This window comes from Corynebacterium aquatimens, from assembly GCF_030408395.1.
GTDB classification, from domain to species: Bacteria; Actinomycetota; Actinomycetes; order Mycobacteriales; family Mycobacteriaceae; genus Corynebacterium; species Corynebacterium aquatimens.
This window is the reverse complement of the sequence record NZ_CP046980.1, coordinates 1,190,912-1,204,291: the sequence shown is the minus strand read 5'-3', so window position 1 is coordinate 1,204,291 and position 13,380 is coordinate 1,190,912. Positions and strand designations below refer to the sequence as shown.

The 13,380-nt window shown below is 61.0% G+C and carries 10 protein-coding genes; 9 read left to right on the top strand and 1 reads right to left on the bottom strand.

The window, feature by feature from the left end:
• Positions 1–185 precede the first annotated feature (185 nt).
• From mptB to CAQUA_RS05440, 4 genes are all read left to right on the top strand, one after another.
• Positions 186–1,850: a polyprenol phosphomannose-dependent alpha 1,6 mannosyltransferase MptB gene (mptB, locus tag CAQUA_RS05455; RefSeq protein ID WP_290178872.1), complete on the top strand. Its 1,665-nt coding sequence runs from the start codon at positions 186–188 to the stop codon at positions 1,848–1,850.
• A 5-nt stretch (positions 1,851–1,855) separates the two neighbouring features.
• Positions 1,856–2,842: an ABC transporter ATP-binding protein gene (locus CAQUA_RS05450; RefSeq protein WP_196824166.1), complete on the top strand. Its 987-nt coding sequence runs from the start codon at positions 1,856–1,858 to the stop codon at positions 2,840–2,842.
• 2 nt (positions 2,843–2,844) lie between these two features.
• Positions 2,845–3,606, top strand: a complete 762-nt coding sequence (locus CAQUA_RS05445) for an ABC transporter permease (RefSeq protein ID WP_196824167.1) — start codon at positions 2,845–2,847, stop codon at positions 3,604–3,606.
• Between the two features lie 153 nt (positions 3,607–3,759).
• On the top strand, positions 3,760–4,692 hold the full coding sequence (locus tag CAQUA_RS05440; RefSeq protein ID WP_196825573.1) for a COX15/CtaA family protein: 933 nt from the start codon (positions 3,760–3,762) through the stop codon (positions 4,690–4,692).
• Between the two features lie 421 nt (positions 4,693–5,113).
• On the opposite strand, the gene CAQUA_RS05435 is transcribed toward CAQUA_RS05440, so the two are convergent.
• A complete protein-coding gene (locus CAQUA_RS05435) occupies positions 5,114–6,034 on the bottom strand; it encodes a heme o synthase (protein ID WP_196824168.1) in 921 nt (306 codons plus the stop codon).
• 104 nt (positions 6,035–6,138) lie between these two features.
• Between CAQUA_RS05435 and CAQUA_RS05430 the strand changes: the two genes are divergently transcribed.
• The 5 genes from CAQUA_RS05430 (at position 6,139) to CAQUA_RS05410 (ending at position 13,363) form a co-directional block, all read left to right on the top strand.
• Entirely contained in the window at positions 6,139–7,314 is a 1,176-nt protein-coding gene (locus CAQUA_RS05430) for a CapA family protein (protein ID WP_196824169.1), read from the top strand.
• Positions 7,315–7,484: 170 nt separating this feature from the next.
• Positions 7,485–9,563: a transketolase gene (tkt, locus tag CAQUA_RS05425; RefSeq protein WP_196825574.1), complete on the top strand. Its 2,079-nt coding sequence runs from the start codon at positions 7,485–7,487 to the stop codon at positions 9,561–9,563.
• Positions 9,564–9,732: 169 nt separating this feature from the next.
• Positions 9,733–10,833, top strand: coding sequence for a transaldolase (gene tal, locus CAQUA_RS05420; RefSeq protein ID WP_196824170.1), 1,101 nt, complete (start codon positions 9,733–9,735; stop codon positions 10,831–10,833).
• A 1-nt stretch (position 10,834) separates the two neighbouring features.
• Positions 10,835–12,379: a glucose-6-phosphate dehydrogenase gene (zwf, locus tag CAQUA_RS05415; protein ID WP_196824171.1), complete on the top strand. Its 1,545-nt coding sequence runs from the start codon at positions 10,835–10,837 to the stop codon at positions 12,377–12,379.
• Between the two features lie 48 nt (positions 12,380–12,427).
• Positions 12,428–13,363 (top strand): glucose-6-phosphate dehydrogenase assembly protein OpcA, encoded by a 936-nt coding sequence (locus CAQUA_RS05410; RefSeq protein ID WP_196824172.1) that lies wholly within the window; start codon positions 12,428–12,430, stop codon positions 13,361–13,363.
• Positions 13,364–13,380: the final 17 nt, after the last annotated feature.

The following is a 13,380-nucleotide window of genomic DNA, read 5'->3' as shown; positions in this document are numbered from 1 at the left end:
GTGGGCCCCTTAGGTTTCTAAAGGTGTGTACCGCCAAGTGTGCCTATAGTAAGCCCCCGGTTCAAGGTCCTTACTCTTGGCCTGCAGTAATGGTACTGTCTTACGAGTCATAAGCGAAACCTCCGAAATAACTACGCCCGATAGGCTCGATTGGAGTGTCGGGCGGCTTTGTAGACTTGCTCGATGTGAAGGTCCCTACTCCCCGATTGCGCCTCCGCGCTCACTCGACGCATACCAGTGTCAAAGATGAGCTGCCGCGACTTGGTGCGCCTGGGTCTCGGTCGTCGGAGCTTCACACCGACCGCGATGTAGGAATCGCCACTCCCACCATCCGGGAGCGCAACAGATTTGAGCAACTGCGCATCGTGGGAATGATCGGCACGCTGCTGATGGCGCTCGGGGGTCTCGGCGGCGGCGCGTTGCCGGTTGTGAATAACCCCTACAACAGCTTCGCGCTTGGCGCGGTCATGGGTCGCGCCCTCCAGACGTCGTCAAGCCTTGTGCTCATTGGGGTGGCGATGGTGGTGTTCAGCTGGGTTCTGATGACGCCGTTCGTGGGCGCTCTTGGCGGCCAGCCGCTGGTTCAAGCGCGCACGTTGCTGCGCACTTTCTTCGTCTGGGTCATCCCGCTGATTGTGACGGCCCCGCTGTTCACGCAAGACATTTATTCCTACCTTGCGCAAGGCAAGATCGTCGCGCTTGGTCTTGATCCCTACTCCGCCGGCCCTACGCAGATCCTCGGTATCGAAGACCCTCTGGGCCGCTCTGTTCCGTTCATCTGGGCGGAATCCCCCAGCCCCTACGGACCCGTCGCGCTTGCCATCGCCGCGGGAATTTTCCAGCTCACGGGTGATTCGATCTTCTGGGGCGTTACAGCTCACCGGCTCGTTTCCCTCGTGGGCGTGTGCGTGGCGTCGTGGGCCATCATTGCTCTGGCGAAACGTTGCGGCGTCGCCCCGCCGACTGCCGTGTGGCTGGGCATTCTCAACCCACTCGTCATACTCCACTTGATCGCCGGCATTCACAATGAGGCGATCATGATGGGGCTTTTACTCCTCGGCGTCGAAATCGGCTTGCGCGGCATCGACATCATGTCGCGCCCGCTTGACGACGAGGAACCGGCGGTGTTCCGGGGATATACCCTGCTGATTCTTTCTGGTGTGCTGATTTCCGCTGCTGGAATGGTCAAGGTTTCGGCCTTTATCGCCCTGGGTTTCGTTGGGATGGCTTACGCCCGGAAGATCAGCGGTGCGCGGGGCCTTTTAAGAGCGATCGGGCTGCAAACCGCAGTCATGGTGGGGACGATCGCCGCGGCCACGGCGCTGACCGGAATCGGCCTCGGTTGGGTGACCGGGCAGGGCGGGGCGGCGTCGATACGCAGCTGGCTCTCCGTCAGCACGGAAGTCGGCGTGGCAGCCGGATTGATCGCGCAATTGCTGGGGTTGGGTGACCACACGGATGCGATGCTGGGAATAACCCGAACCGTCGCGTTGCTCATCGCCGCCGCGTTTTGCGTGCGAATGCTGTGGGCTACCTATCGGGGAACTATTCATCCCGTCGGTGGGCTCGGGGTGGCCACGCTGGTGTTGGTCCTCCTCTTCCCCGTGGTGCACCCCTGGTATCCACTGTGGGCGATCCTCCCGCTAGCTGCCTGGGCCAACAGGCGTGCGTTCCGCGCCTTCGTGGTGCTGTATTGCGGGACGTTCAGCTTCCTGGTTCTCCCCCGCGGCTTGGCACTACCGCCGGGCACAGTTGTCACGATTTACTTCATGTGGGCTGCTGGCATCGTCTTTGTCGCCGCACTGTGTTGGTGTGGATTGAAGCTTAGTAGATCAAAGGTTTTACACTAGCTGCGATGAGTACGTCAGATTCCGCGAAACCGACGCGTGCCGCCGCGCGTGCCACCAACGCACGAGCTGGTGAAGTAGTGCTGAGCGTGGACAACGTGGTCAAACGCTTCGGTGAGAAGACCGCGGTGAACGGCCTGAGCTTTGAGGTAGGCGCGGGAGAAATTTTTGCGCTGCTGGGCCCCAACGGGGCCGGCAAGACAACGACGATTGAGATGTGTGAGGGCTTCGGCCGCCCCGACAGCGGCCGGATAACGGTTTTGGGCCTTGATCCGCAAAAGGAGCCCGAAAAGGTCCGCTCGCGCATCGGCATCATGCTCCAAGGCGGCGGGAGCTACTCCGGCATCAAGGTTCGCGAAATGCTGAACCTCACGGCCTCCTACAACAAGGATCCGCTTGATCCGGAATGGCTCATCGAGCTCTTTGGTCTCAGCGGCGTTGCTAACACCACGTACCGGCGCTTGTCCGGTGGGCAGCAGCAGCGTCTTTCCTTCGCTCTGGCACTCATCGGACGGCCGGAATTAGTGTTCCTGGACGAGCCAACTGCCGGGATGGACGCCCAAACCCGCCGGGCCACGTGGGACCTCATTGGCGCCTTGCGTGAGGACGGGGTGACGGTGATTCTGACAACCCACATGATGCCGGAAGCAGAGGCACTGGCGGATCAAATCGCGATCATCGACCACGGGAAACTGATAGCTTGGGGCACGCCCGCTGAGATCACTTCTTCAGATCACACTCCGTTTATTGAGATCACCACGGACCGCCCGCTTGACCTCACCGAGAAGTGGCGCGATGCGTCCGGCAAGCCGGTCGTGCTCACCCGCTCCGGCGAGTTGAGCTACCAGATTGAAGGCGACCCGAGCCCTGATCTCATTGCCGCCGTTGCCCACGAGGCCGCGTGCCAAGGCGTTCTAATTCACCAGCTTGGCGTGGCCCGCAAGAGCCTCGAAGACGTCTTTCTGGACCTCACCGGACGGGAGCTGCGTAGTTAAACATGGACATCACACCAGGAACGTTCACTCCCGCGCCGCAACGCGCCAGCGTCACAGACATGGTTGCCGCACAAGGGAAGATCGAATCCAAACTTATGCTCCGCCACGGCGAGCAGCTGCTGCTCAACCTGGTCATCCCAGCAGCGATTCTTCTCGGCTCAGTTTTCGCCCCGTTCTTCGGTGAGGAGGCCACGCTCAACGACATCGTCCCCATGGTGTTCTCGGTAGCCGCCGCCAGTGCCGGGTTCACGGGCCAGGCGATCGCTCTCGCTTTCGATCGTCGATACGGCGCGCTCAAACGCACAGGCGCATCCGGTGTGCCCGCGTGGACCATCATCGCGGGCAAGATCATCGCGGTGTTCGCCACCGTGCTAATTCAGATCATCGTGCTTGGCGGCCTCTCACTGATTCTCGGGTGGAGCGTGAGCTTCCTCGGCGTTGTTTTGGGGCTGTGCACGCTCTTCATCGGTGTTACGGCCTTTGCTTCACTCGGTCTGCTCATGGGTGGCACCCTGTCGTCCGAGGTTGTGTTGGCCTGCGCGAACCTAATCTGGCTCGTGCTCTTCGCTGTCCTCGGTTGGGTTGTCTACTCCGGGCACCTGGGGGATCCCGGATTTTGGGATCTGGTCCCTTCCGTCGCACTGGCCAGCGCCATGAACGGCGCCGTGCAGGGGTCCGTGAACGCCACCGCGTGCCTCTCTCTTATAGCCTGGGCAGCCGTTTCCGTGTTCGGCGCTTCCCGCTGGTTCCGGTTTGAGGGCTAAAGCCGTTGGCTTTATGCCTTCTCGCTTCTGTCCCCTAAAATTGGTGGTGTGAGCACAGCTAACACCACTGCCCCCGCACCCCATTCCGATTTCGGCGCATCCGCGAACGATGACCGGTGGATCACCAGGCTTTCCACCCAGCGACTTCTCGCGATGCTGCTCTTGATCGCCCAGGGAGGAATCACCTTCACCGGGTCCTTGGTCCGCGTGACCGGCTCCGGATTGGGCTGTGATACGTGGCCGCTTTGCCACGAGGGCTCCCTCTTCCCCGTGCCGGGTGCAAACCCGTGGGTGCACCAGATCATCGAGTTTGGTAACCGCACGCTGACCTTCGTCGTTGCTGCTGCCTCGATCGCTGTGTTCGTGTCGGTCCTGTTAGCGCAGCGGCGCAAAGAAATTATCACCCTATCGGTGATCTCTGGTCTCGGCGTCGTCCTTCAGGCTGTGATCGGCGGAATCTCTGTTCTCATGGATCTGCGCTGGTGGGCGGTGGCAATCCACTTCCTGCCGTCGATGGTTCTGGTGTGGGTTGCAGCCATGCTCTACATGCGCATTGCTGAAAGCGATACCGGCGTGAAGACCCAAGTGTTCCCGAACGCGATCCGCACTCTCACCATCGTCGCAGCCGTCGCGCTCTGCCTCGTCCTTGTAACCGGCACTATGGTCACTGGCTCTGGTCCCCACTCCGGTGACGCCGCCGTCGGCATGGAAAACCGCCTCCAGATGGACACCCGCATGCTGGCCTACGTTCACGCTGCCTGCATGTACGTCTACCTCGGTTTCACGCTGGCCATCGCCTTGTTGCTGCGCCGCGCTAAAGCCCCGGCCGACGCGCAGCGCACCGCCTACGTTCTCATCGTCATGGTGATAGTCCAATGGGCCGTCGGCGTTAGCCAGTTCTACCTCGGCGTTCCGCGCTGGACAGTGCCTGTCCACATCATTATGAGCGCCGTCGTCGTGGCCTTCAGCGCCTTCCTCTACACGCATGGCAAACGGCGCCTGCCCCTCCTCACTGACGCACCAGCCGCCGGCGCCCCGGCCGTCAACTCCCCAGCCGTCAGCACCCCGGCCACCGAGACCCGCTAGCCACCCGCGCGCTGGCTGCGCTTCTCTTGGCCCTACTATCCGACCGGCCTTCCCCCTACCGCCCTACCGCGCCCCGCGCCCCAGCTTTCCGCCTGACATATAAGCGGAAGCGAAGTTGGCCGGGAACGCTAGAAAATGCCGAAAACAGCCCATTTTGGGGCTTCCGGGGTAACTTTGCATCACGCAGCGCGGCAAACGGCTCGATCGACAGGCATCTAAGTCTGAGCGAAGTTGGCCGGGAACGCTAGAAAACGCCGAAAACAGCGTATTTTGAGCCTTCCGGGGTAACTTTGCTTCACGTAGCGCGGCAAACGGCTCGATCGCTGGGGCTGAGCATGCAGTGATCAGACGCCTCGGACTGGCGCCGGAGTGGGGCCGGCGAGAGACGGGCGCAGGTAGGAACTGGGAGGGAACGGCCGAGTTAGAGGGCCGCGACGAACTCGCTGATGGTCTGCCAGCCAAGGACCGCGTCGACGGAAAGGCCCAAGAACAAAAGGGCTAGGTAATTGTTCGACAGGATGAAGAGCGTCAATGGCTTCACGGGTTCGCCAGCGACAACGCCGCGGTGCAGACGGGTTGCTACCACCAGGAAAATCACGCCTGACGCAACGGCTACGACCAAGTAAATCCAACCAGCGGCGGGAACGATGATCAGTGAGGTCACAACGGTTAGCCACGAGTAGATGAGGATCTGCTTCGTGGTCTCTTCCGCGGAAGCAACGACTGGCAGCATCGGAACGTTGGCGCGGGCGTAATCGTCTTTGTACTTCATGGCCAAGGCCCAGGTGTGCGGCGGAGTCCAGAAGAAGATGATCATGAACAAAACGATGGCCTGCCACCAGTGGTCGGGGGAACCATCGTGGACGTTGTCGCGGATAGCCGCCCATCCGACTAGGACCGGCATGCAACCAGCGGCACCGCCCCAGATCACGTTCTGCCAGGTCCTGCGCTTCAGCCACTTCGTGTAGACGAAGACGTAGAAGACGTTGGTGAAGATGATGAACACTGCGGCCAGCCACGACTTACACACCAGCCACAGCCACAGGACGGAGAGGATCAACAGCGCCCACGCGAAAACGGCGGCGCGGTTTTTGGTCACCTTCTGCCGGACCAACGGCCGGGCGCGGGTGCGGCCCATCAGCTGATCAATGTCATAATCCGCGACCATGTTGAAGGTGTTGGCAGCGCCGGCACCCATCCAGCCGCCAAGCAGCGTCGCCAGAATCAGCCACAGATCAACCGTGCCCCGGTTCGCCTGGAGCATCGCGGGAATCGCGGCGACGAGGAGCAGCTCAATGACCCTCGGCTTCGTCAACGCGAAATACGCCTTGATGGTCTCCAACAACAACTCCTAAAAACTCAGCAATTTCTTCGCGGCACACAAGTTTGCGCGGACACTTACGCAACGATGCTACAGCTCGAGGCATAACGGGTGATAATTATCGCATGCTCTCGCTTAGATCTGACGCACGCCGCGTATCGACGATCGCCTTTGCACCATTCATCGTCACACTCCTGGCCCTGTGTACCGCGTTTTCCCTGACCGGCTGCAAGGTCGACTCCGAAAATGTCGGGGGTGAAGGCGCCACAACGACCACGGAATCTCGTGGCGATGCAACTGTACGGGTGCGCGCGATGGGTGACATTCTGATCCACCAGGAGGTCTACGCCGATGCCGCCGTGAAAGCCGAGGCAGCGGGTAAGCAGGGTTATGACTTTGCCCCGATGTTTGATCCGGTTCGGCGGTACATGGAAAACGCTGACCTGACGACGGCGAACATGGAGGTCCCCGTTGCTGGCCCAGAGTTTGAGCTGTCAGGGTACCCGATGTTCAATGCCCCGGCGGAGGTGATTGACGCGCTGAAAGGCGCTGGCGTGGACATTGTGAATAACGCCACCAACCACACGCTTGACCGCGGGGTGGAGGGAGTCAAGGCATCAAATGCGAACATCGCGAGCTACGGCATGCCATACGTGGGTGCCTACACCTCTTGGGAGGACAAAAAGAAGCCCAGGATCTTGGATGTCAACGGGATGAAGATCGGCTTCGTGGCTTATTCCTACGGGGCGAACGGAAATGTGCTTCCAGATGGCGAGGAGTACGCGCTAAGCCTCATTGATCACGACGCGATGCGGCGGGAGATTTCAGAGCTGGACAAGCAGGTGGATGCGACGATCTGCATCATCCACGCTGGCGAAGAGTATGAGAACTATCCGAACGATTACCAAAAGGAAACCGTTGCCGTCGCGCGTGAGGCGGGCGCGGATTACGTCCAGGGCGGCCACCCGCATGTGCTTCAGCCTTTCGAGCTTTACGACGACGGGACGGGAACGTGGTTCTCCCACGGCAACTTCCTCTCGGCTCAGTATGACGAGGTGAACAAGGTCGGCGGCATCGGTGAGTACACGTTGACCAAGAAAGCAGACGGCACAGTGGAGGTGAGCGGTTACCGCTTCATGCCGACGTACACGATCGGTGAGCCGCAAACGTCTGAGTTCTCCGTCGTGCCCCTGGTGGACGCGGCAAAGATGGGGTACGTCGACGGCGAGCAATGGATGAGGGAGCTAGAAGACCTCATGAACACCTACACCCACGTCGACGTGGTGGATTACCTGGACTAGCCTGGTGACGAAAGTAGGTGCCTGCATTAGTGCACGGCGCCTGCGATTGACCTCGATTATTGGCCTCTTTTCGGAGGTCAGGAAGACAACAACGAAGTGAGGATACTGTGTCCGCTGTGACCCCGAACAATGCAAACGCTGGTGCTGGACTGCCCGAGGAACTGCGAGCGATGACCGTCCGCAATTACCCCGCGGATTGGACAGAGGCGGACACGCGCGCGGTAGACACGATCCGAGTGCTTGCTGCTGACGCGGTGGAGAACTGCGGTTCGGGCCACCCGGGCACCGCAATGTCCTTGGCGCCGTTGGCGTACACCCTGTACCAGCGCGTGCTGGTCCACGACCCGAAGGACCCGCACTGGGTGGGCCGTGACCGCTTCGTGCTGTCCAACGGCCACTCCTCCCTGACGCAGTACATTCAGCTCTACCTCGGTGGTTTCGGTTTGGAGATCGAGGATCTTAAGGCACTGCGCACCTGGGGCTCAAAGACCCCGGGCCACCCGGAGTACAACCACACCGCTGGAGTGGAGATCACCACGGGTCCCCTGGGCCAGGGTCTCGCGTCGTCCGTCGGTATGGCTATGGCTTCGCGCCGCGAGCGCGCGCTGTATGACCCGAATGCCGCCGAGGGCGAGTCGATCTTTGACCACTACATCTACGTCGTTGCTGGCGACGGTGATCTGCAGGAAGGTGTCACCTCAGAAGCATGCTCGCTGGCAGGTACGCAGCAGCTGGGCAACCTCATCGCATTCTGGGATGACAACCGCATCTCCATCGAGGACGACACGCAGATTGCCTTCACCGAGGATGTTCTGAAGCGCTACGAGGCCTACGGTTGGCAGACGCTGACCGTGGAATCCGGTGAAGATGTTGTTGCGATCCTTGAGGCCGTCGAGAAGGCAAAGGCGGAGACCAACCGCCCGACGATGATCCGTGTGAAGACAGTGATTGGCTTCCCGGCACCGACGCTGCAGAACACCGGCGCCGCCCACGGTGCTGCCCTGGGTGCTGAAGAAGTTGCGGCAGTCAAAGAGATCCTTGGGTTCGACCCGCAGGTGAACTTCCCGGTGGAAGAGGAAGTCATTGCACACACGCGTCAGCTGGTGGAGCGCGGTGCGGCGGCTCACCGCGAGTGGCAAGCGCGTTTCGACGATTGGGCGGCCGCGAACCCGGACAACAAGGCGCTCTTCGACCGCCTCACCGCGCGCGAGCTTCCCGACGGCTGGGATGCGGAGCTTCCCACCTGGGAGCCAGACGCAAAGGGTCTCGCCACCCGTAAAGCATCTGAAGCGTCGATCCAGGCACTGGCTGCCACCCTTCCCGAGCTGTGGGGCGGTTCTGCCGACCTTGCAGGTTCCAACAACACCCTGATCAAGGGCGCGGATTCCTTCGGTCCGCAGGAGATTTCCACTGACATGTTCACGGCCAACCGCAACGGCCGGAACTTGCACTTTGGTATCCGTGAGCACGCAATGGGTTCGATCATGAACGGTATTGCCCTTCACGGCGGCACACGCGTGTACGGCGGCACGTTCCTCATCTTCTCCGAGTACCTCTACCCCGCTATCCGCGTTGCCGCTCTGTCCGGCATCGACGGCTACTACGTGTTCACGCACGACTCCATCGGCCTGGGTGAGGACGGCCCGACACACCAGCCGGTAGAAACCCTGGCGGCGCTGCGCGCGATCCCGGACCTGGCAGTGATCCGCCCGGCTGACGCGAATGAGACCGCGGCGGCATGGCGCGCGGCAATCGCGGGCCGGGAGCAACCCAAGGCCTTCGCGCTTTCCCGCCAGGACCTCCCGGTGCTGGAAGGCACGAAGGAAAAGGCCCGCGAGGGTGTCGAGCGCGGCGGATACGTCTTGGTGAACGAGTCTGGTGACACCCCGGATGTGATCCTCATCGGCTCTGGCTCTGAGGTGCAGTACGCGGTTCAAGCAGCCGAGCAGCTTGAACGCGACGGTGTCTCCGCGCGCGTGGTGTCCATGCCGTCGATCGACTGGTTCCTCGAGCAAGACGAGGACTACATCCACAGCGTTCTTCCACCGGCCGTTCGTGCTCGCGTGTCGGTGGAAGCCGGTGTGGCTATGCCATGGCACCGCTTCACCGGTGACCACGGCCGCAACATCTCCCTGGAGCACTTCGGTGCGTCGGCCCCGGGCAGCGAGCTGTTCACCCGCTTCGGCTTCACCGCCGACGCAGTGGTTGCCGCTGCTCGCGAGTCGCTCGAGTCGGTTCAAGCAAACTAAGAACCGGCAAGCAATTAGGCACTTCATTGGGCGTGGGCGTTACCGCGATTTGCGCATAACGTTCACGCTTCTTCATAAAACTAGACCCAATAACTCTCTGTTTCGACGTTATCTATTAATTTCTAAACATCGGCTTTAAGTCGGCTTTACGTCCACGAAAGGAAATCCCGTGACCGCCATCGATGATCTTTTCGCCCAAGGCACCTCTACCTGGCTCGACGACCTCTCCCGTGACCGCATCACCTCCGGCAACCTGGAGCAGATTAAGAAAGACAAGTCGATCGTGGGTGTGACCACGAACCCCGCGATTTTCGCTGGTGCGATGAGCAAGGGCACTGCCTACGACGAGCAGCTAGCTGAGCTGAAGAAAGGCAACGTTGGCGTGGACGAGGCCGTCTACGCGATGTCCATCAAGGACGTACAGGACGCTTGCGATCTGTTCTTGGACACCTTCGAGGCAACGGGCGGCAAGGATGGCCGCGTGTCCATTGAGGTTGACCCACGCCACGCTGACGATGAGGAAAAGACCGTGGCCCAGGCGCAGGAGCTCTGGGACATGGTCGATCGCCCAAACGTGATGATCAAGATCCCGGCTACCGACGCGTCGCTGCCTGCCATCACGCACTCGTTGGCAAACGGCATTTCCGTGAACGTGACGCTGATCTTCTCCGTTGAGCGCTACAAGCAGGTCATTGACGCCTACAAGGCCGGTATTGCCCAGGCGAAGGACAATGGCCACGATGTGTCTGCGATCCACTCGGTGGCATCCTTCTTCGTCTCCCGCATGGACACCGAAGTGGACAACCGTCTTGACGCCATCGGTTCCGCGGAGGCACTTGCTCTGCGTGGCAAGGCTGGCGTTGCCAACGCACGTCTGGCGTACCAGCTGTTCCTCGACGAGTTCGATGAAGCCGCGATGGCGCAGCTTCCCGACGGGGCGAATAAGCAGCGCCCGCTGTGGGCATCCACCGGTGTAAAGAACCCGGAGTACCCGAAGACGCTGTACGTCACGGAGCTTGCTGGCCCGGATACCGTGAACACTATGCCGGAGCCCACCATCGACGCCGCGCTCGAGGCAAACAACATCGTCGGCGACACGCTGACCGGTAAGGCTGAAGAATCCCAGAAGATCTTTGACCAGCTCGCCGCCGTCGGCATTGATCTCGACGACGTGGTGCGCGTCCTGGAAAAGGAGGGCGTGGACAAGTTCGTCGACGCATGGCAGGAGCTGCTGGATTCCATGCTGTCTAACCTTGGAAAGGACGCATAAGGTGTCGGAATCGACACAGGCGGAGAAGTGGCAGAACCCACTTCGTTCGCGGAAAGACCGCCGCCTCCCCCGCATTGCTGGCCCGTCCGGCATGGTGATTTTTGGTGTCACCGGTGACTTGGCCAAGCGCAAGCTTCTTCCGGCCGTCTATGACTTGGCGTCCCGCGGCCTTCTTCCCGCTGGCTTCACGCTCGTTGGTTTCGGCCGCCGCGCGTGGTCGAAGGAAGACTTTGAAAACTACGTCAAAGAGCAGGTTCTTCGCGGTGCACGTACGGATTTCGACGAGCACGTCTGGAGGCGCCTCGCCGAAGGCATGCAGTTTGTCCAAGGCGCGTTCGATGATGATCAGGCTTTTGACAACATGGCCGCGCTGTTGAAGGAAATGGACGCAACCCGCGGAACCGCCGGCAACTGGGCGTTCTACCTTTCGGTACCCCCGGAGTACTTCGCGCACGTTGTTGACCAGCTCGACCGGACCGGCATGGCGCATGGAACGGAAGAACAGTGGCGCCGCGTGATCATCGAGAAGCCCTTCGGGCACAATCTCGAATCCGCCAAAGAGCTCAACAAAACGATCAGCGCCGTGTTCCCAGAACGGGCGGTCTTCCGTATTGACCACTACCTGGGCAAAGAAACGGTGCAGAACATTTTGGCAATGCGCTTTGCTAACCAGATGTTCGAGCCGATCTGGTCCTCCCGCTACGTTGACCACGTGCAGATCACCATGGCCGAGGACATCGGCCTTGGTGGTCGCGCTGGCTACTACGACGGTATCGGCGCTGCCCGCGACGTGATTCAGAACCACCTGATCCAGCTCCTTGCACTCGTGGCCATGGACGAGCCGGTCTCCTTCTCACCGCGCCAGCTACGCTACGAAAAGCTGAAGATTCTTCGCGCCACTACGCCCATCGGACCGTTTGAAGAAACGACCGCGCGTGGCCAGTACACCGCTGGGTGGCAGGGCTCCGAAAAGGTCGTCGGTCTGCGCGAAGAAGAGGGCTTTGACCCGAATTCAACAACGGAGACCTACGCGGCCTGCACTCTGGGCATCAACTCCCGCCGCTGGGCCGGTGTTCCCTTCTACCTGCGCACCGGAAAGCGCCTGGGCCGCCGCGTGACGGAGATCGCGCTCGTGTTCAAGAAAGCGCCGCACCAGCCCTTCGACCCGGGCTTGACCAGCCAGCTTGGCGCCAACACCTTGGTGATCCGCGTCCAGCCGGACGAGGGCATCCTGCTTCGCTTCGGTTCTAAGGTCCCCGGTTCCACCATGGAAGTGCGTGACGTGAACATGGACTTCTCCTACACGGAAGCATTCACAGAGGAGTCCCCGGAGGCATACGAGCGCCTCATCCTGGACGCACTGCTGGATGAGACCGGCCTCTTCCCCACCTCCGCTGAGGTGGAGCGCAGCTGGGAAATCCTCGATCCGATCCTGGACTTCTGGGCCGAACACGGCCGCCCCGATGAGTACGCCGCTGGTACATGGGGCCCACCGTCTGCGGACCACATGATGGCGGCCTCCGGCCGCGCATGGCGCCGCCCTTAATTTTCTAGAGAACCGTTGAACTAACGCCCTACAAAGAAGCACGAGACCATGATTGTCACCCTGTCCGATACGAACACTCGGGACATCGCACGACTGCTCCTCGATACTCAGGAGAACCACTCGCTGGCGACCGGCCGCGTACTCACGCTCATCGTCGTCGCGGATATCCACGACGACGTGGAGTCGATCTTGGAAAACGTCCGCGCCGCCTCCCACGAGCACCCTTCTCGCGTGCTCATGCTGATCACGGGGAACAAGGAAGGCCCCGACGCGCTTGACGCCCAGGCACTTCTCGCAGCGGATGCCGGCGCGTCTGAAATCGTGATCATGGATCTCCACGGGGATCTTGCGCGCAACCTGGATTCCGTCGTCACGCCTCTGCTTTTGCCCGATACTCCTATCGTTGCGTGGTGGCCATCGACGGCCCCCGCGCACCCTGCCGAGCACCCGCTAGGCCGGATCGCGCACCGCCGTATCACCAATGCGTATGAGGCAGTGGATGGTAACTACCTGCTGCGGCTTGCCAACGGCTACACGCCCGGGGATTCGGACATGCTGTGGTCCCGCATCACCCACTGGCGCGGTGTAGTCGCCGCGGCTTTTGACGCATACCCGCACGACAAGGTCACGGCTGTAGAGATTGACGGCCCAGACGACAACCCCAGCGTTGATATCGCGGCTGGATGGCTGTCCTCGTGCCTGGGCATTGACGTGAACCGCATCACCAGCGAGCAAACCAAGAGCGAACCCTCCCGCTACTTCCCAATTCGCCGCCTGACGCTGGAACGCGAATCGGGCCCCGTCGTCGTGAGCGTTAAGGATGACAAGACGCTCAGCGTGAAGGTGCCCGGCATCGCGGAGGCCTTCGTGGCTATGAGTACCCGCAGTGATGCGGACTGCTTGTCCGAGGAGCTCCGCCACCTCGACCCAGATTTCGCATATTCACAAGCGTTGAAGGCACTACCGAACGTCAAAGTTCACTAACATCGAACAAAAGAGCC